Source organism: uncultured Arenimonas sp., from assembly GCF_963976025.1.
Lineage (GTDB): Bacteria > Pseudomonadota > Gammaproteobacteria > Xanthomonadales > Xanthomonadaceae > Arenimonas.
Map to the genome: position 1 here is coordinate 1 of NZ_CAXBJS010000026.1, position 23,496 is coordinate 23,496.

The 23,496-nt window shown below is 70.3% G+C and carries 18 protein-coding genes; 5 read left to right on the forward strand and 13 right to left on the reverse strand.

Annotated elements, in window-relative coordinates:
* From AACZ35_RS03345 to AACZ35_RS03355, 3 genes are all read left to right on the forward strand, one after another.
* Positions 1-890 (forward strand): FAD-dependent oxidoreductase (locus tag AACZ35_RS03345; RefSeq protein ID WP_339826085.1); only part of this gene is annotated, 890 nt, incomplete at its 5' end.
* Positions 891-893: 3 nt separating this feature from the next.
* Positions 894-1,886, forward strand: a complete 993-nt coding sequence (locus AACZ35_RS03350) for an oxidoreductase (RefSeq protein ID WP_339826088.1) — start codon at positions 894-896, stop codon at positions 1,884-1,886.
* A 62-nt stretch (positions 1,887-1,948) separates the two neighbouring features.
* Positions 1,949-2,317 (forward strand): response regulator, encoded by a 369-nt coding sequence (locus tag AACZ35_RS03355; protein WP_339826090.1) that lies wholly within the window; start codon positions 1,949-1,951, stop codon positions 2,315-2,317.
* 48 nt (positions 2,318-2,365) lie between these two features.
* On the opposite strand, the gene AACZ35_RS03360 is transcribed toward AACZ35_RS03355, so the two are convergent.
* Positions 2,366-3,241, reverse strand: a complete 876-nt coding sequence (locus tag AACZ35_RS03360; RefSeq protein WP_339826092.1) for a DnaJ C-terminal domain-containing protein — start codon at positions 3,239-3,241, stop codon at positions 2,366-2,368.
* 94 nt (positions 3,242-3,335) lie between these two features.
* Positions 3,336-3,776 (reverse strand): Hsp20/alpha crystallin family protein, encoded by a 441-nt coding sequence (locus AACZ35_RS03365; RefSeq protein WP_339826095.1) that lies wholly within the window; start codon positions 3,774-3,776, stop codon positions 3,336-3,338.
* Positions 3,777-3,959: 183 nt separating this feature from the next.
* Between AACZ35_RS03365 and AACZ35_RS03370 the strand changes: the two genes are divergently transcribed.
* Entirely contained in the window at positions 3,960-4,445 is a 486-nt protein-coding gene (locus tag AACZ35_RS03370) for a peroxiredoxin (protein ID WP_339826097.1), read from the forward strand.
* On the opposite strand, the gene pbpC is transcribed toward AACZ35_RS03370, so the two are convergent.
* The 7 genes from pbpC to mtnA all read right to left on the reverse strand — a co-directional run bounded on the left by pbpC (position 4,442) and on the right by mtnA (position 18,430).
* The gene (pbpC, locus tag AACZ35_RS03375) at positions 4,442-6,754 is read right to left on the reverse strand and encodes a penicillin-binding protein 1C (RefSeq protein WP_339826126.1); all 2,313 of its coding nucleotides are present in this window, start codon (positions 6,752-6,754) and stop codon (positions 4,442-4,444) included. The two genes, AACZ35_RS03370 and pbpC, sit on opposite strands and share 4 nt — an antisense overlap.
* Before the next feature lie 15 nt (positions 6,755-6,769).
* Positions 6,770-8,830, reverse strand: coding sequence for an alpha-2-macroglobulin family protein (locus AACZ35_RS03380; RefSeq protein WP_339826100.1), 2,061 nt, complete (start codon positions 8,828-8,830; stop codon positions 6,770-6,772).
* Positions 8,799-11,645 carry an MG2 domain-containing protein gene (locus AACZ35_RS03385; protein ID WP_339826103.1) on the reverse strand — a complete coding sequence of 949 codons (2,847 nt, stop codon included), beginning with the start codon at positions 11,643-11,645 and terminating at the stop codon, positions 8,799-8,801. Before AACZ35_RS03385 ends, AACZ35_RS03380 begins: the two co-directional genes overlap by 32 nt.
* A 66-nt stretch (positions 11,646-11,711) precedes the next feature.
* Positions 11,712-12,488, reverse strand: coding sequence for a hypothetical protein (locus AACZ35_RS03390; protein WP_339826106.1), 777 nt, complete (start codon positions 12,486-12,488; stop codon positions 11,712-11,714).
* Positions 12,488-14,557 (reverse strand): PDZ domain-containing protein, encoded by a 2,070-nt coding sequence (locus tag AACZ35_RS03395; protein WP_339826109.1) that lies wholly within the window; start codon positions 14,555-14,557, stop codon positions 12,488-12,490. The genes AACZ35_RS03390 and AACZ35_RS03395 overlap by 1 nt, the downstream gene beginning before the upstream one ends.
* Positions 14,558-14,643: 86 nt before the next feature.
* The gene (gene gyrA, locus AACZ35_RS03400) at positions 14,644-17,268 is read right to left on the reverse strand and encodes a DNA gyrase subunit A (RefSeq protein WP_339826111.1); all 2,625 of its coding nucleotides are present in this window, start codon (positions 17,266-17,268) and stop codon (positions 14,644-14,646) included.
* Positions 17,269-17,371: 103 nt separating this feature from the next.
* Positions 17,372-18,430 (reverse strand): S-methyl-5-thioribose-1-phosphate isomerase, encoded by a 1,059-nt coding sequence (gene mtnA, locus AACZ35_RS03405; protein ID WP_339826113.1) that lies wholly within the window; start codon positions 18,428-18,430, stop codon positions 17,372-17,374.
* Positions 18,431-18,504: 74 nt separating this feature from the next.
* Here mtnA and AACZ35_RS03410 point away from each other — a divergent pair, with 74 nt between their 5' ends.
* Positions 18,505-19,302: a hypothetical protein gene (locus tag AACZ35_RS03410; protein ID WP_339826116.1), complete on the forward strand. Its 798-nt coding sequence runs from the start codon at positions 18,505-18,507 to the stop codon at positions 19,300-19,302.
* Here the strand turns inward: AACZ35_RS03410 and AACZ35_RS03415 are convergent.
* From AACZ35_RS03415 to zipA, 4 genes are all read right to left on the reverse strand, one after another.
* Entirely contained in the window at positions 19,230-19,787 is a 558-nt protein-coding gene (locus AACZ35_RS03415) for a DUF3011 domain-containing protein (RefSeq protein ID WP_339826118.1), read from the reverse strand. The genes AACZ35_RS03410 and AACZ35_RS03415 overlap by 73 nt on opposite strands.
* A 110-nt stretch (positions 19,788-19,897) precedes the next feature.
* Positions 19,898-20,866, reverse strand: coding sequence for an EF-P lysine aminoacylase EpmA (gene epmA / locus AACZ35_RS03420; protein WP_339826120.1), 969 nt, complete (start codon positions 20,864-20,866; stop codon positions 19,898-19,900).
* A 45-nt stretch (positions 20,867-20,911) separates the two neighbouring features.
* Positions 20,912-23,038: an NAD-dependent DNA ligase LigA gene (gene ligA, locus AACZ35_RS03425; protein WP_339826122.1), complete on the reverse strand. Its 2,127-nt coding sequence runs from the start codon at positions 23,036-23,038 to the stop codon at positions 20,912-20,914.
* 10 nt (positions 23,039-23,048) lie between these two features.
* Positions 23,049-23,496, reverse strand: a 448-nt coding sequence (gene zipA / locus AACZ35_RS03430; protein ID WP_339826124.1) for a cell division protein ZipA, incomplete at its 5' end; no start/stop codon positions are given.

A 23,496-nucleotide genomic window follows, 5' to 3' on the forward strand; every position in this document is an offset into this window, starting at 1 on the left:
CCGTGCCCAAGCGCCTTGGCGTGATCGGCGCCGGCGTCATCGGCCTGGAGCTGGGCAGCGTCTGGAAGCGCCTGGGCGCCGAGGTCACCATCCTCGAGGCCATGCCCGACTTCCTGGCCGCGGCCGATGCCGAAGCCGCCCGGGTCGCGCTCAAGGAATTCAAGAAGCAGGGCCTGGACATCAAGCTCGGCGCCAAGGTCAGCAAGGCCGAGGTCAAGAAGAACGAAGTCCACCTGACCTACAACGACGGCAAGGACGACCAGTCCCTGGTCGTGGACAAGCTGCTGGTCGCCGTGGGCCGCAAGGCCGCCACCAAGGGCCTGCTGGCCGACGACAGCGGCGTGAAGCTCAATGAGCGCGGCCAGGTCGAAGTGGACGAACACTGCAAGACCAGCGTCGACGGCGTCTGGGCCGTGGGCGACTGCGTGCGCGGCCCGATGCTGGCGCACAAGGGCTTCGAGGAAGGCATCGCGGTCGCCGAACTCATCGCCGGCCTGCCCGGCCACGTCAACCTCGACACCGTGCCCTGGGTCATCTACACCGAGCCGGAAATCGCCTGGGTCGGCAAGACCGAAAAGCAGCTCAAGGACGAAGGCATCCCGTTCAAGACCGGCAGCTTCCCGTTCGCGGCCGTTGGTCGTGCGGTCGCCATGGGCGAACCGGCGGGCTTCGTGAAGGTGATCGCGCACGAAGAAACCGACCGCATCCTGGGCATGCACCTGGTCGGCGTGAACGTCTCCGAGCTGGTGCACGAAGGCGTGCTGGCCATGGAATTCCACGGTTCGGCCGAGGACCTGGCGCGCATCTGCCACGCCCACCCGACGCTTTCGGAAGCCATCCACGACGCCGCCATGGCGGTCGACAAGCGCGCCATCCACAAGGCCAACTGAGCCGTGGCCGTGCCCGCCAGCTTCCGTGCGTTCCGCATCCACGGCGAAGGCGGTCATCGCGCCGGCATCGAACAGGTCGGCCTCGACGACCTGTCGCCGGGCGAAGTAGTGGTGCGGGCCGAGTGGTCCAGCGTCAACTACAAGGACGCCCTGGCCGGCACCGGCGAGGGCAAGATCCTGCGGCGTTTCCCGCTGGTTGGTGGCATCGACGTCGCCGGCCACGTGGTGGCCTCCACCGACCCGCGTTTCCGGGAAGGCGACCCGGTGCTGTGCACCGGCTCGGGCCTGTCGGAAACCCGCGACGGCGGTTATTCCGAATTCGTGCGGCTGCCGGCCGAATGGACCATCCCGCTTCCGGCGGGCCTGGGCCTGCGCGAGGCGATGATCCTGGGCACGGCGGGTTTCACCGCCGGCCTGTCGCTGCTGCGCATGGAGGCCAACGGCCAGACCCCGGCCATGGGCCCGGTGGTCGTCACCGGCGCCACCGGCGGCGTCAGCATGCTGGCCATCGACATCCTCACCCGCGCCGGCTACGAAGCCCACGCCATCACCGGCAAGTTCGACCAGCTCGACTTCCTGACCCGCCTGGGTGCGAAGCAGGTGCTCGACCGCAAGGACATGCACTGGGGCCAGCGGCCGCTGGAAACCGCCATCTGGGCCGGCGCCATCGACAGCGTCGGCGGCGACACCCTGGCCGGGCTCAGCCGCGCCATTTCGCCCTACGGCAACATCGCGGCCTGTGGCCTGGCCGGCGGCCACGCGCTCAATACCACGGTCATGCCCTTCATCATCCGCGGCGTTTCCATCCTCGGCATCGCCTCGGCCGGCACCTCGCGCCCCCAGCGCGAGCAGGTGTGGGAGCGACTGGCGGGCCCGTGGAAACCGGCGCATCTGGACGCCATCTGCACGCGGGAAGCCACGCTGGACACGCTTCCCGAGGTTTTCCCGGCCATGCTGGCCGGCCAATCCTTCGGACGAACGGTCGTCCGTATCTGACCCGGGTTGCACCCTGACCGCCCCCCCGGCATACAATCCCCATACCTGTTGGAGGCCCATTCATGGCACGCATCCTGATCGTCGATGATTCCCCGTCCCAGCTGATGGGCATGAAGCGCATTGTTGAAAAGCTGGGCCACGAAGCCCTGACCGCCGAAGACGGCGCCGCCGGCGTCGAAGCCGCCAAGGCCAACGTCCCCGACCTGATCCTGATGGACGTGGTGATGCCGAACCTCAACGGCTTCCAGGCGACCCGGGCGATTTCCAAGGAATCGACCACCGCGCACATCCCGATCGTGCTGGTCACCACCAAGGACCAGGAGACCGACAAGGTCTGGGGCATGCGCCAGGGCGCGAAGGCCTACATCACCAAGCCCTTCAACGAAGCCCAGTTGATCGAGGTCATCAACGGCCTGCTCTCCGCGGGCTGATTTCCCCGAACTGCAACAAGAAAGGGCCCCGCGGGGCCCTTTCTGTTTTCAGGCCCGGCGCGGGTCGAAGTCGAAGGCTTCGGCCATCTGTTCGTACAGGGCCTTCTGGGCGTCGGTGCTTGCCTTGGGCGCGCGCACTTCGAGCTCGACGATCTGGTCGCCGGCCGCCGGCTTGCCCGGCAGGCCGCGGCCGCGCAGGCGCAGCTTGCGGCCGGTGTCGGAATCGGCCGGCACGCGCAGCTCCACCGTGCCGCCCAGGGTGGGCACGCTGACGGTGGTGCCCAGGGCCGCCTGCCAGGGCGCCACCGGCAGGGTGTAGAGCACGTTGCGGCCGTCCACCTCGAATTCGGCGTGCGGGCGGTAGTCGATCTCGAGCTTGAGGTCGGCGCCATGGCGGCCCTGCCCGGCCAGCCGGATCACCTGCCCCGGCCTGATGCCGGCCGGGATGCCGACCTCGAGCTTGCGCCCGTCCACCTCGATGCGCTGCTTGCCGCCCGAGTAGGCCAGCTCCAGCGGGATCGCCAGCTTCGCGCGGGTGTCGCCGGGCGGCTCGGGACGACCCCGCGGCCGCGCACCGCCGCCAAACAGCGACTCGAAGAAATCGCTGAAACCGCCGCCGCCGAAGTCCTGCTCGAAGCGGAAGCCCTGGCCACCAAACCCGCCGGCGCCGAAATCCGGCGGCGGCCGGAAATCCTCGCCCGGGCGGTAGCCCTGCGACTTGAGCTGGTCGTAGGCCGCGCGCTTTTCCTTGTCGCGCAGCACTTCGTAGGCCTCGTTGATGGCCTTGAACCGCTCCTCGGCCCCGGCTTCCTTGCTGACATCCGGGTGGTACTTGCGCGCCAGCCGGCGGTAGGCGGTCTTGATTTCCGCCTCGCCGGCCGTCGGCTCGACGCCGAGGGTGTCGTAGTAGTCCTTGAACTGCATGGTCTGGCCTTGGAAAGAGAGGACCCGCGAGGGCCGCGGGTCCAGTTTACTCAGGCTGGGGCATCGGGGCTGAAGCCGCTCCCACGCAGGGGCATCACGACACCTGGATGCGGCGCGGGGTGGTCTCGGGCCGCTTGGGAATGGCGATCTCGAGCACGCCGTGCTTGCCGGTGGCGGTCACGCCCTCGGGATTGGCGCTGTCGGGCAGCGCGAAGCGCCGGTAGAACACGCCGTGGGCGCGCTCGACGCGCGAGTAGCGCTCGGATTCGGTGACCGCTTCGGTCTTGCGCTCGCCCTTGATCGACAGGATGCCCTTGTCCATCTGCACCTCGATCTCGCCGGGGTCCACGCCCGGCAGGTCGGCCAGGATCAGGAAGCGGTCGGCTTCTTCCTTGATGTCCACACGCGGCATCCACTGGCTCGTCACGACGCTGGAAGCATCATCGGCCTCGCCGCTGAAGAACTTGTCGAACACCTGCTTGATCTCGTCCTGCAGGGCACGCGGCTGGTTGGCGGAATAGCGGATCAGGCTCATGGTTTGTCTCCGTGGTTGCGGCGGCGCGGGGCCGCCATGCCAGGAAAATAGGGACGCCCGTCCCGGCTTCAAGCCCCGGGCCCGGCATGGGGTTAATCACCCATTTGCTTTCCACGGGCCTTCCGATATAACCAGACGTTGCGCGCCATTCCGCCCCACCCCACCCCACTCCGGAGCCCCCCCATGACCATCCAGGTCGGCGACAAGATTCCCAAGGCCACCCTCAACGTACTTCGCGACGGGGTCCAGGCCGTTGACACCCACGAGCTGTTCGGCGGCAAGAAAGTCGTGCTCTTCGCCGTGCCGGGCGCGTTCACCCCGACCTGTTCGGCCAAGCACATGCCCGGCTACGTGGAAAACATGGCCGCCTTCCGCGAACGTGGCATCGAGGTGGCCTGCCTGTCGGTCAACGACGCCTTCGTCATGGGCGCCTGGGCCAAGGACCAGCACGTGCCCGCCGACCTGCACATGCTGGCCGACGGCAATGGCGCCTTCACCCAGGCCCTGGGCCTGGAGCTCGACGCCACCGCCTTCGGCATGGGCCTTCGCGCGAAGCGTTTCGCCCTGTACGCCGAGGACGGCGTGGTGAAGCAGCTGCACGTCGAAGCGCCCGGCGAATTCAAGGTCTCGGCCGCCGACTACGTGCTGGCGCAGCTGCCCGCGGCCTAGTCAAGCACGCGCAGCCTGAGTTCGGCCCAGGCGCCGGTATCCGCCAGCGCGGTCACGTGCTGGGGCCCGGCTTGTTCAAAGCTGACCGTCCAGCTGCCCTGGCCGCGGGTTTCCCCGGCCAGGCGCCCGTTCACCAGCCACTGCACCCGTGACGCCGTGCCCAGCGCGCGCAGGCGCAGCGTCGGCGGCCGGTTGCTGCCCGGCGGCGGCGCCAGCAGGCTGCCTTCGGCGGGCCCGTCGATGCGCAGGTTTTCCAGGCCCGCCAGCGCGTCCGGCGCGCAGTCGGCCGAAAGCGGCGGAATGGCCGAAGCTTTTCGTTCGCTCGCCGGCAGCCAGGGCGTGGCCAGGCTGGGCCAGCGCGCGATCTCGCGGCGGCTGCGCTCCGGATCGCCCCGGCAACTGGCGGAAAGCCGCTGGCCGCTGCGCGCGTCGACGTCGATCACCAGGCGCCCCGCGCCCCAGGTGCGCGCCTCGCGTTCGGGCAGGGTCGGCGGCAGCTGGCCGGCCAGGGTCCAGGCTTCGCGCCGGCGGTGGCAAAGCCCGGGTGCCTGCGGGTCCGGCGGCAGGCCCAGCGGCCAGCAGATCTCGCGTTTTTCCACGCTCGCCGGCATCGGCGGGCGCTGGCCGTCGCGCGGGTCGCGCGGCAGGCCGTCGATCACCTCGAACAGCAGGGGCAGTGCCGTGATCGCCCCATACTGGCCCGGCAGGGGCGTGCCGTCGGGCCGGCCCACCCAGACGCCCACCGTGTAACGGGTCGTGCTGCCGATCGCCCAGGCGTCGCGGAAGCCGTAGCTGGTGCCGGTTTTCCAGGCCACGCGCTGGCGCCGCGAGGCGTCCACCACGCCGTCGCGAAGGCCGGGGCGGCCATGCTGTTCCAGGATTTCGCGCACGATCCAGGCCGAACCTTCCGAAAGCAGCCGGCGTTCGCGCAGCGGCGCGTCCGGGGTGTAGCGCACTTCGCCTGACAGGCCTGCGCGGTTGAAGGCGGCGTAGGCGCCCACCAGTTCTTCCAGGCGCGTGCCGGTGCCGCCCAGGATGATCGACAGGTTGGGCCTGGCACCGCGCGGCAGGCGCAGGCCGACGCCGCCGTGCGCCAGGCGCGCGGTGAAACGCTCAGGGCCGACGCGGTCGAGCAGGTCCACGGCCGGCACGTTCAGCGACAGCCGCAGCGCCTCGGCCACCGACACCGGGCCGTTGAAGGTCGGGTCGAAGTTGGACGGACGGTAATTGCCGAAGGACTGCGGCGCATCGAGCAGCAGGCTTTCCGAATGCACCAGGCCGTCGTCCATGGCCAGGCCGTACAGGAAGGGTTTGAGCGTCGAGCCCGGCGAACGCACGGCCCGCACCATGTCGACGTGGCCCAGCCTTTGGTCATCGGCGAAATCCAGCGAACCCACATAGGCGCGGGCTTCCAGCGTGGCGTTGTCCACCACCAGCAGAGCCGCCGAACTGCGCTCGGGCAGCGGTGCGAAATAGGCGGCCAGGCGCGCTTCCAGGCTGCGCTGCAGGTCGGCGTCGAGCGTGCTCCGGATGCGGCCTTCGCCGGGGAAAGCGGCGTGCAGGCGCCGGGCCAGCAGCGCCGCATGCATCGGCGGCCGGAGGCGCCGGGACACCACCGGTTCGATGCGCGCGGCGTCGACCTCGGCGCGGCTCCAGTCGCCCTGCCGGGCCAGGCGGTCGAGCACCTTGTCGCGCGCCAGCCGCGCCGCTTCCGGGTGCCGGTCGGGCCGCAGGCGGCTGGGCGCCTGCGGCAGCACCGCCAGCAGCGCCGCCTCGGCGCGCGACAGTTCGCGCGAGGATTTACCCAGGTAGGCCCAGCTGGCGGCCTCCACGCCCTCCACGGTGCCGCCGAAGGGCGCATGGTTGAGGTAGAGCGCCAGGATCTGGTCCTTGTCCAGGCGCCACTCCAGCTGCAGCGCGCGCAGCGCCTGCCGCAGCTTGCCGCCGACCGTGCGCGGGTGCGGCTCGAGGATGCGCGCGACCTGCATGGTCAGGGTCGAACCGCCGGACACCACGCGGCCATGCCGCAGCCGCTGCCAGGCGGCGCGGCCCAGGGCCAGCGGATTGACGCCGCCGTGGCGCTGGAACCAGCGATCTTCGTAGCCCAGCAGCGCCTGCAGGTAATACGGCGAGACTTCGTCCGGCGTCACCGGATAACGCCAGGTGCCCTCGCGGTCGGGAAAGGCGCGCAGCGGCGTGCCGTCGGCGGCCAGCACCACGGTGGCGCCACCGCTGCCGGGCAGCGGCGGCGGCAGCAGGCGGTCGGCCAGCCACCAGCCGCCCAGCCACAGGCCCAGGGCCAGCAGCAGCCGGCGGCCGGCCACTCAGGGCGGTCCGACGGTCACCGTGGCCGGGCTGGCGCGACCGGTCCCGCGCAGTTCCGGCCGGTACATGTCCTCCGCCTGCGGCGGCGGCACCGCGTAGGTGCCCGGCGTCACCGCCCGCACCAGGTAGAACAGGTGCGCGGCCTGGCCGGGGTAGAGCTTGAGCGCCGCCACGTAGCGGTCGTCGCGGTACTCCTCGTGCGCCAGGTCGGCGGAGAAACCGCGCTCGGACAGCGTGATGCCGTTGATCGTCACCCCGTTCCACTGTTCCGGGTCGCTGAGGTTGAGGTTTTCGATCTCCAGGCCGGCGGCCAGGCGATCGACCACCAGCGCGTCGGGCATGGCCTCGCGCGCTTCGATGCGCAGCGCGGCCACCAGCACCTGGCCTTCGCGCAGCGGCCCCGGCTTCCAGGGGCTGCCGTCGGGGTTGTGCCAGCTGCGCACGACGCTGATCGCGCTGTCGTCGAACTCCGGCGCGCGCCGCGGGATGCCGGCGACATCGAGGATGCTGAACACCGGCGCCTCCGACTTCGCCGTGAAGCGCACACCGGCGGCGAGCTCGGCATGGCCGAGGCTGCGCACGTGCACGCGGTCGGGCGTGAGCTCGCTGCTTTCGCCACCGGCCACCAGGGTGCCGGCGAAGGTGCGCTCGCCGTCGAGCGCCAGTTGCCGTCCCAGGCGCGCCAGGGCGATCTGCTCGCGCGTGCTGTACCAGGCCGGGCTGCCGCTGCCGCGTGCCTGCAGGTCGCGTGACAGGGCCAGCAGTCGCTCATCCTGGCCGTCCGTATCGCGCCCGTGTTCGCGCAGCAGCGCCAGCACCAGGGCCTGGTCGCTGACGTCGCTGCCGTAGTCGCCCAGCCAGCGCGGACGCTTCGAGGCCTTGGCCAGGCCTTCGCGGATGGCGGCGTCGCCACGGGCGCTGTCACCCTGCAGCGACAGCGCCAGGCCCAGCTGCACCAGCGGCAGGCCGGTGAGCGAGTTTTGCCGCTGGTTGTCGTGCAGCGCACGCAGCGTGCCCAGCGGCGCGCGGTTGAGGCTGGCCAGCACCAGGCCGGCCTGGGCCTGGTAGGCAAAACGCAGGTGCTCGGACTGGTCGTAGGCGTAGAACGGCAGGCCACCCGAGAGCAGGTCTTCGTTGAGCCGCTCCAGGGTTTTTTGCAGCATCGCCTCGGGCACCGCGAAGCCGGCATCGCGCGCGGCCAGCAGGAACTCGGCGATCGCCGGCGTCAGGATCGGCGAGGTGTCGCTGCCGCCCCACATCGAGAAGTGCCCGCTGTCGGCCTGCAGCGCCGCCAGGCGGCTGATGCTGGTTTCGAGCCGGCGCCGGCGTTCGTCCTGGGCCAGGCCGGCCAGGTCGAGGCTGGCGGCCGTTTCCTGGTCGAGCAGCAGCGCGGCGTGGCCGCGGCTGAGCGTCTGCTCGGCGCAGCCATAGGGGTAGTCGAGCAGCTCGCGCAGGGCCTGCGCGAACGGCACCGGTGGCTGCGCGGCCAGGGTGAGCCGCGCCGACACCGTGGCCGGCATCAGGCCTTCGGCCAGGCTGGCGTCCAGGGCCAGCGTGGCGCCCGGGGCCAGCGACTGCGCGCGCGAACGCGCCACCGAACCCCAGGCCGGGCGCACCGGCAGGTCGAATTCGCGGTTGACCGAATGGCCGCCGCCTTCGACCTGCAGTTTCAGCAGGCCCAAGCCAACGCCTTCGGTGGCCGTCAGCGGGAACGTAAGCGTCTGGCGGGCTTCGGGCGCCAGCGTCACCTTGCGGGCGCCACCGGTGACCGCCAGCGGCCCGTCGGTGCCCAGGCGCAGGCTGAATTCGCCGGCCTTGCCGGTGAAGTTCTGCAGGTCGATCGTGACCGTGCTGCGGTCACCCGGCGCCAACACGCGCGGCGCGCTGAGTTCGGCCAGCACCGGCGCGCGCAGCACGCTTTCCGTGCTGGCCTGGCCATAACGCTCGTCGCCATACACCAGCGCAGACACCCGCAGCGTGCCGTTGAAGTCCGGCACCGGCAGCGCCACCGTCGCTCGGCCCTGGGCATCAAGCTTCACCGGTCCGGCGAACAGGTCCACGCGCCTGCGGCAGGGCCGCCAGGGCCATGTCGCCGCCGAAGCGCAGGCGCGCGGATTCGCCTTCGAAACTCTCGATCACGCGGCCATAAAGATCGTGGGCCTCGACGCCCAGGCGACGCTGCGCGAAGAAGTGCGCGGCGGCATCGGGCACCGGGAAGCGGGTGATGTTGATGATGCCCAGGTCCACCGCCGAAATCGTCGCCCAGGCGGTCTGCCCGGCCAGCGCCGGCGCGGACACGGTCACCGGCAGGTCGGCTTCGGGCTCGGCAAGTTCCGGCGCCTCGACGCTGACCTCGATGCGGCGCTCGCCGCGGTCCATGGGCACGTGGGTCACGCCGACCGCACGCGCCGGGGTCACTTTTTCCAGCGCCGAACCACCGCGCAGCACCAGCGCGGTGATGTAGACATCGTGGCGTTCCCAGGCTTCGGTGACCTCGAGTTCATAACTTGCACCGGGTTTGGCTTCCAGCGGCTGCACGTGCAGCAGCTGGTCGGATTCGACCAGCAGCAGGCCCGGGCCCGGCTGCGGCGGCGTCACCGTCACCACCAGGCGGTCGCCGGCGCGGTAATGGGTCTTGTCCAGCGCCAGCTTCACCTTGTCGGGGCGGGCATCGAGGCCACGGTTCTGGTTGTCCCAGCTCCAGCCGGCCACGAAGGGCAGGCGCGTCACCAGGCCGGTGGCCGGGTCGCGGACTTCAAGCCGGTATTCGCCCCACTCCACCGGGAAATCGATGCGGGTGCCGCCGTTGCCACGTGCGGCCAGTTCGCGGGTCTCGACGGTTTCGTGGCGGGCGGTGAATTCGAAGGCCCAGCCGCTGTCGTCGCGACGCCAGTGGTAGTCGCGGTGTTCGCGCACCAGGCTCACTTCCAACGTGCCTTCGGCCAGTTCACCGGCGGAATTGCTGCGCAGCACCTCGAAGCCGGCGTTGCCGTTGGCCGGCGCGCCTTCCTTGACGTCGAACAGCGGCCGCACGCCCACCAGCACCGGCGCCGGCCACAGGCTGCGGGCCAGGGTGCGGGTCACCGGCCGGCCGCCGCTTTCGTACACGCTGCCGGCCACCAGCACCGACACCGGGCCGCCGGGATTGGCGACTTCCTCGGGCAGCGCGATTTTTTCGGCAAGCCTGCCCTTGGCATCGAGCTTGGCGTCGACCACGTCGCGCGGCTCCCGCGGCATCGCCAGGCCGGGATCGCCGAAGTGGTGGTCGGGCAAGGATTCGACCGGATGCAGGGCCGGCGACAGCGACAGGCGCGCGGTGAACCGGTTGCCGGCCGCGGGCGCACCGTAGAGGTAGGCCGCGTCGACGGCCAGGGCCAGCGCCTCGCCGGGGGCCAGCGTTTCCGGGGCATCGAGGTCGAGACGCATGCGTTCGGGCAGGAATTCTTCGATGCGCAGGCTCAGGCCCTGCACGACTTCCTTTGCCCCCGGCGCGGTGCGGAATTCGACCCGCCAGCGACCGGTCGGCGCTTCCGGCGGCAAGGCCTGCTGCCATTCGTAATAACCGCCCTCGCCCGGCACCAGCTTCGTTTCCAGGTACAGCTTGCCATCGGGCTGGCGCAGCGCCAGGAACAGCGGCTGCGGCTTGACCGCCTTGCCGTCGTAATCGCGCATCAGCGCCGAAATACGCAAGGTTTCGCCGGGGCGGTACAGGTCGCGACCCGACCAGGCGAACACGTCGAACCAGGCCTGGGCGCGCCCGGCTACGGCGAATTCGGAAAGATCCAGCGCCGGCTGGTTGAACGGCAGCACCGAGACATCGTTGCCGCTGCGGGCCACCAGCACGTGGCCGGCATCGAGCGTGTAGGCCACACGGGCGTTGCCGGCGGCATTTGTGCGGGCGGCGACCACGACGCTGCCGTCGCGGCCCAGCACTTCAAGCTGCACGTCGCCGGCGGGGTCGCCGGACTTGAGCGAGGCCGCGTGCACGAACACTTCCTCGCCGTAGGCGCGAAGGTGCAAGCCCAGGTCGCTGATGAAGAAGATCGCGGTTTCGTATTCTTCGTCGTAGGCGCCGACCCGGCGCATCAGCGCGAAATAGACGCCGGGCTTCTGCAGCTCGGCGATGTTCTGCACCGGCAGGTAGGACACGCGGCGTTCGTTCTGCGCGCCGCCCAGCACGAAGCGGTTGAGGTAGACCGGCTCGGCGACCCGGGTGATCGCCACGCGGTCCTGCCAGGGGCTGTCGGACAGGTCCCAGCCACCGCGCCGGCCGCCGCGCTGGTAGCTGACGAAGAAGTTGGCGATCTCGGACTCGCGCACGCGCAGGAATTCGACGTCCACTTCGGGCACGTTCACCGACACCACCGGCAGGCCGCGGGTATCGCGGGCCGGCAGCACGCTGCCCTGCGAGGCAAAGCCCACGGCCGGATCCACCGGCGCGGTGTCGAGCTCACGTTCGATGTCGCTGCCCAGGGTGCTGCCGTCGGCCGCGGCCAGCGCGCCGCGCAGGCGGACGCGGTACTTGCGGCTGGCTTCGACGTAGGGGAAACGCAGCACCCTGGCGCTGTCGTCCAGCACCCAGCTGCCCTTCACCACCTCGCCGTCGGCGCCGGTGACCGCGATGCGTTCGTCGAAGGCCTGGCCGGCGGCCAGTGGCCGGGTGAAACGAAGTTCGATGGCCGTGGCGCCGTCGTGGCGACCGTGGCCCGCGCCCTCGAGCGCGAATTCATCCGTGCCGGTGCGCGTATCCACCGGTGCGCCGCCCTGCAGTTCCGGCACCTGGCCGGCATCGCGCTGGCAGCCGGTGGCCAGCAGCGTGGCAGTGGCGACAAGGATGATCGCCGCGATGCGGCGAAGCACGGATTGAACGGGCATGGCCTGGCTCCACGGGGGACCCGCGCAGTATAGGCCGGTGCGCGGGCGGCCAAGGCCCGCGCGGGTTTATTCGCCGGCGATCGGCAACTTTGCCGCCTGGGCGGTCGCGGCGGCGACCTTTTCCACCGGGATCATGCGCAGCACCATGTCGGCCATGTCCATGCCGATGCCGGTATTGCGCGAACGCATCAGCTGGGCCAGGTCCACGTCCACGTAGCCCATGGGCAGACCCTCGTGCGAAAACGCCAGGCCCGGCACGCCGTCCACCAGCAGGCGGAAGGTCGGCGTATGGGTTTCGCCCAGCACCAGGCCGGGGCGGAACACGGCGACGCCGCCGTATTCGTCCGAGGTGCGCAGCACGGAGAAAAACGCCATGCCCGGCTTGGCCGGGGTGCCACGCGAGAGGTCGATGAAGGGCAGTTCGCCCTGCGGGTCGCGCAGGCGCAGCCAGGCCAAGCCCAGGGCGCTGTCGCGCGTCACCAGGTCGGCCGGGCGCCATTCGTCGCTGCCGGCCAGGCGGACCCGGAAGTCGCTGGACTTGGCCACCGGCGCGCCCTGCGAGCCTTCCTGGAAGCTCGAAAAGTCCAGGCTGATGGTGCGCTCGGGCACCAGCAGCAGGCCGTCGGCGCTGACCAGCACGGCCTGGGTGCGGTCCTCGACGCGTTGTTCGTTGCCGGAGTTGGTTACCGACATCACGAACTTCACCGTCACCACGGCGTCGGCATGGCGCTCGCCGAGCATGGCGAAGATCTCGCGGTAATCGTCGAACTCCTCGTCCGCGGTCGCGGCCTGGAGTGGCATCGAGCCCAGCAGCAGGGCCAGGGTAAGCAGGCGGAAGAGCATCAGCGGGTCTCCGTGAGCCAGTAGCGTTCAAGGTAAAGGATGCGGGTTTCGGCGCCCCGCAGCACCTGCACGGGGATGACGCGGCCATTGCCGTTCTCGAGCGCGGCGTCGAGCGCCGTGCGCAGGCTGCCCAGGTCGGTGACCGCCTGCTTGCCCAGGCGCACGATGATGTCGCCGCGCTGCAGGTGGGCCAGGCCGGCAGGGCCGCCGGCTTCGACGCCGTCGACCATCACGCCCTGCTGGCTGGCCGGCAGGTCGCGGGCCGCGCGGTCGAAGAACCCCAGCTCGCGGGTCTGCGCGCGCAGTCGGGTCAGCGCCAGGGTGCGCAGCGAGGCGGTGTTTGCCGGCGCGGCGCGCAGCGCGACCTTCAGCGCCAGTTCCTTGTCGCCGCGGCTGCCCTGCATGGTGACCTGCTGGCCGACCGCCAGGTCGCGCACGCGCTGGTGGAAAGGCAGGTCGGACGTTTCGTTGCCGGCGCGCAGGGGAACGTCGTCGATCGCGGTCAGCAGGTCACCGATCTTCGCGCCCGCTTCGCCCAGCGGGCTGCCCGGGTAGACGCGGGTGATGCGGAAACCGGGGCCTGGCAGGCCAAGCTCGCGCGCCAGCGACGTGGTGATGGGCTGCACTTCGACGCCCGACCAGGCCTTGTCCAGCTCCGGCAGCGGCACCCGCATCTGGTCGCCGTGCTTGGGCACCAGCAGCGCGATGCGGCGCTCGGGGCCGCGGCGGTATTCGACCACCAGCGGGCGGCCTTCCGGCGGCGGCTCACCGGCCACGGCGTCCAGCGCCGCCAGGTCCGGCACCGGCTTGCCATCGACCTTGACCAGCAGGTCGCCGGCTTCGAGCGCCGGACGCGCGATCGCCGCCGGGCCGCCGGGGCGCAGGCCGGTGACCAGCAGGCCGCGCTCGCCCTCGAGATTGCGGCGACGGCCCATGGCCGCGGTGAGCTCGGCCAGCGAGGCGCCGAACGGCGCGAAGGCACGTTCTTCGCCGCGGTCCTCTGGCTGGGCGCGGGTGGTGAGCTTGAGTTCGCGGCGCTGGTCGCCCTGGGCGATGCCCAGGCGCACGTCGGCACCGATGGGAAGCTCGGCGATGCGCCGCTGCAGCGCCGGCACGTCCACCGGCTGCAGCGCGTTCACCGCAGCGCCGTCCACCGATACGATGCGGTCGCCGGCGCGCAGGCCGGCCTTCTCGGCGGCCGAGCCGCGTTCGACCGAATTCACCAGCACGCCCTGCTCTTCGCCGGTGCCCTTGAGCGAACGCAGGCGGAAACCCAGGTGCGAACGCTTGATCTCGCCGCGTTCGATCAGTGCCTCGACGACGTCGCGGGCATCGGGGCCGGGGATGGCGAACGCCAGGTCGCCGCCGAAGATCATGCCGCGGGTGTTGACGCCGACGATGCGGCCGGAAAGATCCACCAGCGGGCCACCGGAGTTGCCCGGGGCGATGGCGGCATCGTGCTGGATCCAGGCGTAATAGCGGCCGGTTGGTTCGTCGGCACCGAGGCGGTCTTCGTAGTCGGCTTCATCGTCGAACAGCGAAACCAGCAGGCGGCGCGGGTTGTTCACCACGCCGGCGCTCATCGAATTGGAAAGGCCCCAGGGTGCGCCCATGGCCAGCACCGTATCGCCCGGCGCCAGGTCCAGGGTGTCGGCGAACTGCGCGTGGGCGAAGGTTTCCGGTTTCGGCGGCTGGACCTGCAGCACGGCCAGGTCCGACAGCGTGTCGGTGCCGACCAGGCGCGCGGGCAGCTCCCGGCCATCGGCGAAGACGACGCGGAAGCTGCGGCCCTTCTGGGTGACATGGGCATTGGTGGCCACGTGGCCCTCGGGCGTAACCACGGTGCCGCTGCCTGACGACACGGTAAGCACCGGCTCGCCCTGCTTGAAGTCCTCGCGCACCGTCAGGATGCTGACCACCACCGGCAGCACCTTGTCGCGGGCCGCGCCGATGGTGCGGGCGTCGGGCGCGACCACGGAGGGGGACGAGGCAGGGTCGGCCGAAACCAGGCTCGGGGCGACGGCCAGGCAGGCGGCCAGCAGGGCCGCGGCGGGACGGGTCAGGATCATCAGGCGCTCCATGGGATTCCGGGCTTAGGGTACAGGTCGCGCGGAGAGTTCCGCGCGACCCGTCCTTTCACGGGCCCCTGCCCGGCTCAGGCGCCGGGCTGGTCGCCCTCGGTGGTGGCATCGCCGGCCGGGCCGGTTTCGAGACCACCGCCGTCGTCGGCTTCGGCGTCGACTTCAAGCACGTCCACGCGTTCGACCGCGATCAGCTTTTCGTCCTTGCCCACGCGCATCAGGGTGACGCCCTGGGTGTTGCGGCCGACCTGGCTGACCTCGGCGGCGCGGGTGCGCACCAGGGTGCCCTGGTCGGAAATGAGCAGGATTTCGTGCTTTTCGGTCAGCTGGATCGCGCCGACCAGGGTGCCGTTGCGCTCGGAGACCTGCATGGCGATCACGCCCTGGGTGCCGCGGCCCTTGCGCGGGAACTCCGACACCGGCGTGCGCTTGCCGAAACCATTGGCGCTGGCGGTGAGGATGTCGCCATCGCCGTCGACGACGATCATGCTGACCACCTTGGCGGCCTGGCCTTCGCCGTCGTCCTTCAGGCGCATGCCGCGAACGCCGGTGGCGGTGCGGCCCATCGGCCGGACCTCGCCCTCGTCGAAGCGCACGACCTTGCCGTTGCTGGCGAACAGCATGACGTTGCATTCACCGTCGGTGAGCTGCACGTCCACCAGGCCGTCGCCCTCGTCGAGGTTGATGGCCCAGATGCCGGTGGAACGCGGACGCGAGTAGTCCGACAGCGGCGTCTTCTTGACCGTGCCGTCGCGGGTGGCGAAGAAAACGTAACGCTGTTCGTCGAACTCGCGCACCGGCAGCACCGCCTGCACTTTCTCGCCTTCCTGCAGCGGGATCCAGTTGATGATCGGACGGCCGCGGGCGTTCGGGCCGGCGTCGGGCAGCTGGTAGACCTTGAGCCAGAACACCCGGCCGGTGCTGGTGAACGTAAGCAGCGTGTCGTGCGTGTTCACCACCCAAAGGCGGTCGATGAAGTCTTCTTCCTTCATCGCCGTGGCCGAACGGCCCTTGCCGCCGCGCTTCTGCGCACGGTAGGTGGTGAGCGGCTGGCGCTTGGCGTAACCGGTGTGCGACAGCGTGACCACCACGTCTTCGGACGCGATCAGGTCGAGCACGTCGAGGTCTTCTTCGCTCGGGCGGATTTCGGTGCGGCGCTCGTCGGCGTATTCGGCGCGCAGCGACTGCAGTTCCTCGCGGATCACCTGCAGCAGGCGCTCGGGGTTCTCGAGGATCTCGATCAGCGCGCGGATGGCCTCGAGCAGCTGCTTGTATTCTTCGGTGAGCTTTTCCTGCTCCAGCCCGGTGAGGCGGTGCAGGCGCATCTCGAGGATCTGCTGGGCCTGGGTCTCGGTGAGCTGGTAACCCGCGGCCTGCATGCCGACACCATCGGGCAGGTCTTCGGGACGCGAGGCGTCGGCGCCGGCGGCGGCCAGCAGCGCGCCGACCAGGCCGGGCGGCCAGGTGCGGGCGAGCATGCGCTCCTTGGCGACGGCCGGGTTCTCCGAGGTCTTGATCAGTTCGATCATCTCGTCGATGTTGGCCAGCGCGACCGTCAGGCCCTCGAGGATGTGGGCGCGGGCGCGGGCCTTGCGCAGTTCGAAGATGGTGCGGCGGGTGACCACTTCGCGGCGATGGCGCACGAAGGCCTCGAGCATCTGCTTGAGGTTGAGGATCTGCGGCCGGCCGTCGACCAGCGCCACCATGTTGATGCCGAACACCGACTCCATCGGCGTCTGCAGGTACAGGTTGTTGAGCACGACCTCGGCCGACTCGCCGCGCTTGACCTCGATGTAGATGCGCATGCCGTCCTTGTCGGACTCGTCGCGCAGCTCCGAGATGCCTTCGATCTTCTTTTCCTTGACCAGCTCGGCGATCTTTTCGATCAGGCGGGCCTTGTTGACCTGGTAGGGAATCTCGGTGACGACGATGGCTTCGCGGCCGTTGTCCTCGTTGACCTCGGCCTTGGAGCGGATGCGAACGCGGCCACGGCCGGTATGGTAGGCGGCGTGGATGCCGGCGGCGCCGTTGATGATGCCGGCGGTCGGGAAGTCCGGGCCCGGCACGTACTGCATCAGGTCGGAGATGCTGGCTTCCGGGTCTTCGATGAGCGCGATGACGGCGTCGATCACTTCGCCCAGGTTGTGCGGCGGGATGTTGGTGGCCATGCCGACCGCGATGCCGGCCGAGCCGTTGACCAGCAGGTTCGGGAACCGCGCCGGCATGACCGTCGGCTCCTGTTCCTTTTCATCGTAGTTGGGCTGGAAATCGACGGTGTCCTTGTCGATGTCGGCCATCAGCTCGTGGGTGAGCCGGGACATGCGCGCTTCGGTGTAACGCATGGCGGCGGCGGAGTCGCCGTCGACGGAACCGAAGTTGCCCTGGCCGTCCACCAGCAGGTAACGCAGCGAGAACGGCTGCGCCATGCGCACCAGGGTGTCGTACACCGACTGGTCGCCATGCGGGTGGTATTTACCGATGACGTCACCGACGATTCGCGCCGACTTGTAGTAGGGCTTGTTGCTGTGCGCGCCGAGTTCGTTCATCGCGAACAGGACGCGGCGGTGCACCGGCTTGAGGCCGTCGCGGACATCCGGGAGGGCGCGGCCGACGATGACGCTCATGGCGTAATCGAGGTAACTCCTGCGCATCTCGTCTTCGAGGTTGACCGGGATGATTTCCTTCGCGAGGTCTGCCATTCGTGATTCCGTTCCAGAGCCTGTGGGCAGGCGTTTCAGTAGCCCGGAATCATACCAGAAACCGCCCTCTGGCGGGGCGGTTTAGACGGCCAAAAACAAGCACTTAGGCGACCGATTGGGCCCCGAACATGGCCGCCATGCGATTGGCGTCCGGCTGGTGCACCACGCCGCGCTCGGTGACGATGGCGTCCACCAGTGCGGCGGGGGTGACGTCGAACACCGGGTTCCAGGCCTGCACGCCCTCGGCGACCATGCGCACGCCGCCCACGGACAGCAGTTCGTCGGGGTCGCGCATCTCGATTTCGATGTCTTCGCCCGAGGCCGTTTCCATGTCCACGGTGGACGACGGCGCCACCACCATCAGGCGGGCGCCGTGGTGGCGGGCGACGATGGCATGCGAGTAGGTGCCGATCTTGTTGGCGACGTCGCCATTGGCGCAGATGCGGTCGGCGCCGACGATCACCCACTGCACCTGCCCGCCCTTGATCAGGTGGGCCACCGCGCCATCGCCGACCAGGGTGGCGGGAATGCCGTCCTGCAGAAGCTCCCAGACCGTGAGGCGGGCGCCCTGCAGCCAGGGCCGGGTTTCGCTGGCGAATACCCGGGCGATGCGGCCCTCGGCCACGCCGGCGCGGATGACGCCCAGCGCCGTGCCGAAGCCCGCCGTGGCCAGGGAACCGGTATTGCAGTGGGTCAGCACGCCGCTGCCGGGTTCGATGAGCGCCGCGCCCAGGGCGCCCATGTGCCGGTTCGCGGCCAGGTCCTCGGCTTCGATGGCGCGGGCTTCGCACTCGAGCACCTCGCGCCAGTTGTCGCCGGCCACGCGCAGCGCCCGGCGCACGCGCGCCAGCGCCCACATCAGGTTCACCGCCGTGGGGCGCGCGGCCTGCAGCCGGTCCAGCGCCGGGGCCAGCTTCGAAAGCGCCTCGGCGCCGTCACCGGCTTCGATGCCGCGGCCGGCCAGCACCGCGCCCCAGGCCGCGGAAATGCCGATCGCCGGCGCGCCGCGCACCACCAGGTCGCGGATGGCGGCCGCCACGGCGTCGCTGTCGGCGCAGGCCACGTCTTCGACCACGAACGGCAGCTTGCGCTGGTCGAGCAGCGCCAGGTGGTCGCCCATCCAGCGGATCGGGCGGATGCGGTCGTAGCGGTCGAAGTCCATGGGAACTGCCGTGGCGGGTGCGGATGCGCAGTTTACCAAGCCACGCCGGCCGGCCATCGCGTTATCCTGCGGCCATGGCAAGCCGTCCCAGCCGCCGGACCGCCGGCACCGCCCTCCCCGACTCGGGTATCGAAACCCTGCTGCATGGCGCCTGCGTGCGCGCCGGCGCCGGCGCCGCCATGCAGGTGGTGCTCGACCGCCTGCCGCTGCTGCGGCCGCTGCTGCCCTCGGGCCTGCGCTTCGTCGGCAGCCGCGAATCGGCGCAGGCCACGCAGCGCGCGGTGGTCGAGGAAATCTATCGCCGCTACCGCCTCAAGCCCGCCGCCTGGGAAGTCGAAGGCGTGCTGGCCGTGGCGCAGACCCAGGCCGTGCTCAGCCCGCTGGCCACGCGCGAAAGCCTGCGCAGCCTGCTGCGTGGCTGGCTGCCCGATGCGCTCAGCGCGCCGCTGATGCGTTACACGCCGCTCGAGCCGCTGGTCACCGCCACCGTGCACGCCGTCGCCGAAACCTGGGCGGCCGGGCGCTACGCGGACAGCGTCTGCCGGCTGCGCAAGGCCGGCGCCGACTGGCTGCCCAAACCCCTGGCCAGCGCCCTGAACATGGCGCCCTCGACGCTCAAGACCTGGAGCGCCGAAGCCCTGTCGCTGGCGATGCCGCCGCTGAAGCTGGCGACCACGCTGGGCCGGCAGCTCACCAGCCTGGCCCTGCCGCGCACGGCCGTGAGCGCCGGCACCCGGAAACCGGCCAGCAAGAAGGCGCCCGCCAGGAAGCGGGCGCCTTCGAAGAAACCGGCGAAACCTCAGAAAACGACGAAGTCGGCGCGGCAGCCGCGGTCCACCCAGACGCCGTCGCGGCGGAAGCCCCAGGAATAGCCGTAGTCGCAGCCGGCCTTGCTCAGGCGGCGTTCGATGTTGGCTTCGCGCAGGCCGCCGGGCACGCGGCAGAAGTTGGCGCGGTTGTCGTGCGATTCGCAGCGCAGCAGGCGCGCCGGCGGCGGGCCGTAACCGTAACGACGATCATCGCGACCCCGGTAGCGCGGGTCGTAGCGGCCGTCGTAGGGGCCCTGCGCGTAGGCGCGGCCACCGACCTCGAAGCGGGCGCGGCAGCCACGGGTCACCCAGACGCCGCCGCGGTCATAACCCCAGGTGCGGCCGAGCACGCAGTCGGCGTGTGACTCCTGGCGCACGATGCGCACGCCGCCGCGGGTATCCACCGGGCAGTAGCGGTCGCGCTGCTTGATCGATTCGCAGCGCAGCACCTGCGGGCCATGACGGTAGTCGTCGTAGCGGTCGCGCGCCTGGGCCACGCCAGGCAGCGCCACGGCCGCCAGCAGCAGGGATACGATAAGTCGGTTCATGGGCTGTCTCCGTCACGCCGGACCGGGCGCCGACGTGGCCCAATTTAGGTTCGCGGGACTGAATACCCGGTCAATCCGGGGCCATTCGCCGCGCCGCGCTCAGAAAACGTTCATGCGCGCTCGAACGGGAAGGCCAGCACGTCGGCGATCTTTTCGGTGCCCAGCAGGGCCATCAGCAGGCGATCGACGCCCAGCGCCACGCCGGCGCAGTCCGGCAGCTTGGGCAGTGCGGAGAGCAGGCGTTCGTCGATGGCCGGTTCGGCGGCGTTGCGGGCGCGCCGGCGCGCGAGGTCAAGTTCGAAGCGGGCCCGCTGTTCGTCCGGATCGGTCAGCTCGTGGTAGCCGTTGGCCATCTCCAGCGGCCCCAGGTAGGCCTCGAAACGTTCGGCCACCGGCGGCGTGCCCGGGCGGATGCGCGCCAGCGCGCACTGGCTGACCGGGTAGTCGTAAACCAGCAGGATGCGGCTGGCCGGAATGGACGGCTGGATGAGGTGGGTCATCAGCAGGTCCAGCCAGTCGTCGCGGGTCAGGCCGGCCGGGTCGATGTCGTAGACACCCAGCGGCGAGCGCAGTTCTTCTTCCGGTGCCGACATCGGGTCGAAGCCGAACTTGTCCAGGTACAGCTGGCGGAAGCTGGTATCACGCACCGTCGCCCGGCGTCCGGCCAGGGCCAGCGCGGCCTTGAGCAGTTCGGCGGTTTCGTCCATCAGCCGGTGGTGGTCCCAGCCGACCCGGTACCACTCGAGCATGGTGAATTCCGGGTTGTGGCGCACGCCGGCCTCGCCGTTGCGGAAAACCCGGCCCAGCTCGTAACAGTCGCCGATGCCGGCGGCCAGCAGGCGCTTGAGCGGGAATTCGGGTGAGGTGCGCAGCCAGCGGCTGCTGGCGCCGGCCGAACGCGGGCCGGTGAATTCAAGCTGGAAACTTTCGATGTTCGGGTCGGTGTTGCCGGCCATCGACAGCATCGGGGTCTCGACCTCGAGCACCTCGCGTTCGGCGAAAAACCGCCGGATCAGGGCATACAGGTCGGCCCGCAGGCGCAGGGCCCGGGCGTGGGCGGTGGGCTTGCTGTTTTTCATGGCCGTTACTTTACGCCCCGGCCGCCGGCCGGGACGTGATCCGGGTCACTGCGCTTCGTGCTCGTTCAGGTAAGCCAGCAGCCGGGCCTCGTCCCAGACCTCCACGCCCAGGGCGGTGGCTTTTTCGAGTTTGGAGCCCGCTGCCTCGCCGGCGACCACGAAGCTGGTCTTCTTGGAAACGCTGGACGCGACCTTGGCGCCCAGGGCCTGCAGGCGGTTGCCGGCCTCGTCGCGGCTCATCGCGTCCAGCGAACCGGTCAAAACCACCGTTTGGCCAGCCAGCGGACCTTCGGCGGCGCGCTGCGGCCCGGTTTCGGGCCAGCTGACGCCCGCCGCGCGGAGGGCGGCGATGACCTCGAGGTTATGGGGTTCGGCGAAAAACCCGACGATGCGTTCGGCGACCACCGGGCCGATGTCCGGGATCTCGACCAGGCTTTCCAGGCTGGCGGACATGATGGGGTCGAGCGCGCCGAACCAGCGCGCCAGCGTGCGTGCGGTGGACTCGCCGACGTCGCGGATGCCCAGCGCGAACAGCAGGCGCTCAAGCGTGGTGGTCTTGCTGGCGGCGATCGCCGCGACCAGGTTTTCCGCCCAGCGCGTGGCCACCTTGCCGGCCTTGACGGTTTCAGGGACGGTGCCGTCGGATTCGTCGGCGCGGCGCTTCATTTCCAGGAAGTCGTCCAGGCCCAGCGTGTACAGGTCGGCGACCGTGCGCACGTAGCCAAAATCCACCAGGGCTTCGATGAAACGTTCGCCCAGGCCGTCGATGTCCATGGCCTTGCGCGAGGCGAAGTGCACCAGCGCCTGCTTGCGCTGCGCCGGGCAGACCAGGCCGCCGGTGCAGATGAGCGTGGCGCCTTCGGCGTATTCGACGCCGGCCTTGGTTTGTTTCAGGACCTTGCGAACGGCTTCGATGTGCGAGCCGCAGGCCGGGCATTCGGAGGGGAACACCCAGGGCGCGTGCAGCGGCCTGCCCTGCCCGTCCACCGGGCGCCGGTCTTCGACCACGCGCACCACTTCCGGGATGACGTCGCCGGCGCGGCGCACGATGACTTCGTCGCCCACGCGCGCGTCGAGCCGGGCGATCTGGTCGGCGTTGTGCAGGGTGGCGTTGGTGACGGTGACGCCGGCCACCTGCACCGGCGCCAGCCGCGCCACCGGCGTCAGCGCGCCGGTGCGGCCGACCTGGACCTCGATGGCCTCGACCGTGGTGGTCTGTTCCTGGGCCGGGAACTTGTGCGCGATGGCCCAGCGCGGCGCCCGCGACACGAAGCCCATGGCCTTCTGCTGGTCCTGGCGGTCGAGCTTGTAGACGACGCCGTCGATGTCGTACGGCAGGCTGTCGCGCAGGGCGCCGATGCCTTCGTAATACGCCAGCAGGCCGTCGGCGCCGCAGGCCACCGACACTTCGGGCGAAACCGGGAAACCGAAGGCCTTCAAAGCCTGCAGCAGTGCCGAATGGCGCGGCGGCAGCGGCCAGTCGCCGGTGGCGCCCAGGCCGTAGGCGTAGAAGGACAGCGGTCGCGCGGCCGCCAGCTTCGGGTCGAGCTGGCGCAGCGAGCCGGCGGCGCCGTTGCGCGGGTTGGCCAGCACCTTGCCGCCGGTCTCGCGCATGCGGGCGTTGTAGGCCTCGAAGCCGGCGCGCGGCATGTAAACCTCGCCGCGCACTTCCAGCACGGCGGGCGGCGCGGGACCGCGCAGCTTCAGCGGAATGGCGCGGATGGTGCGCAGGTTCTGGGTGACGTCTTCGCCGGTGGCGCCGTCGCCGCGGGTGGCGCCGCGCACGAAGTGGCCGTTCTCGTAGCGCAGGCTGATCGCCAGGCCGTCGAGCTTGGGTTCGACGGAAAAAACGGGATCGGCTTCGCCCAGCTCCCTGGTGATGCGCGCCACGAACTCGCGCACTTCCTCTTCGCTGAAGGCGTTGTTGAGCGAGAGCATGGGCACTTCGTGCACCACGGTTTCGAAGCCGGGCAGCACGCCGGCGCCGACGCGCTGGGTCGGGGAGTCGGGCGTGCGAAGTTCCGGGTTGGCTTCTTCAAGCGCCTGCAGTTCACGCAGCATCGCGTCGTACTCGGCGTCCGGGATCGCCGGGTCGTCGAGCACGTGGTAACGGTGGTTGGCGTCCTCGAGCGCGAGGCGCAGGGCGGCGATGCGCTTGGCCGCGTCGGTCATGGTGCCGGCCTCAGCGCGTGGTGCGCAGGTCCCACTTGGTCTGCTTGCGGTCGTAGTTGCGCAGGTCTTCGCGGATGTGCGCGATGCGCTGGCGACCCAGGGCGTCGTCGAGCAGCACGCCGTCGAGCAGTTCGGCCATGCGCTGGGCCGTGGGCAGCATCGCGTCCCAGGCGTCGAGCGCCGGCAGCGGCCCCGGCAGCGCCATGAAGAAGCTGATGCCCGGCGTGCGCAGGTCCTGGATGCCGGCCATTTCGAAGGAGCCGGGCTTGACCAGGTTGGCCACCGAAAACACCGGCCCCTGCTCGGGGTGGTTGTCGACCAGGCGGTGGAAGATGTTCATGTGGCCATAGACCAGGCCGGCTTTTTCCGCGGCGACCACCAGGTCCGGGCCGTGGAAGGCCTGGCCGGCGCGGGCCGCCAGGTACAGGGGGACGACCTTGTCGAAGTTTTCGTCCGGG

What these genes read in the sequence shown, in the direction of transcription:
- AACZ35_RS03355 (WP_339826090.1), top strand. Translation starts at nt 1,949, where the DNA reads ATGGCACGCATCCTGATCGTCGATGATTCCCCGTCCCAGCTGATGGGC.
- AACZ35_RS03360 (WP_339826092.1), bottom strand. Translation starts at nt 3,241, where the DNA reads ATGCAGTTCAAGGACTACTACGACACCCTCGGCGTCGAGCCGACGGCC.
- AACZ35_RS03365 (WP_339826095.1), bottom strand. Translation starts at nt 3,776, where the DNA reads ATGAGCCTGATCCGCTATTCCGCCAACCAGCCGCGTGCCCTGCAGGAC.
- AACZ35_RS03370 (WP_339826097.1), top strand. Translation starts at nt 3,960, where the DNA reads ATGACCATCCAGGTCGGCGACAAGATTCCCAAGGCCACCCTCAACGTA.
- AACZ35_RS03385 (WP_339826103.1), bottom strand. Translation starts at nt 11,645, where the DNA reads ATGCCCGTTCAATCCGTGCTTCGCCGCATCGCGGCGATCATCCTTGTC.
- AACZ35_RS03390 (WP_339826106.1), bottom strand. Translation starts at nt 12,488, where the DNA reads ATGCTCTTCCGCCTGCTTACCCTGGCCCTGCTGCTGGGCTCGATGCCA.
- AACZ35_RS03395 (WP_339826109.1), bottom strand. Translation starts at nt 14,557, where the DNA reads ATGATCCTGACCCGTCCCGCCGCGGCCCTGCTGGCCGCCTGCCTGGCC.
- gyrA (WP_339826111.1), bottom strand. Translation starts at nt 17,268, where the DNA reads ATGGCAGACCTCGCGAAGGAAATCATCCCGGTCAACCTCGAAGACGAG.
- mtnA (WP_339826113.1), bottom strand. Translation starts at nt 18,430, where the DNA reads ATGGACTTCGACCGCTACGACCGCATCCGCCCGATCCGCTGGATGGGC.
- AACZ35_RS03410 (WP_339826116.1), top strand. Translation starts at nt 18,505, where the DNA reads ATGGCAAGCCGTCCCAGCCGCCGGACCGCCGGCACCGCCCTCCCCGAC.
- AACZ35_RS03415 (WP_339826118.1), bottom strand. Translation starts at nt 19,787, where the DNA reads ATGAACCGACTTATCGTATCCCTGCTGCTGGCGGCCGTGGCGCTGCCT.
- epmA (WP_339826120.1), bottom strand. Translation starts at nt 20,866, where the DNA reads ATGAAAAACAGCAAGCCCACCGCCCACGCCCGGGCCCTGCGCCTGCGG.
- ligA (WP_339826122.1), bottom strand. Translation starts at nt 23,038, where the DNA reads ATGACCGACGCGGCCAAGCGCATCGCCGCCCTGCGCCTCGCGCTCGAG.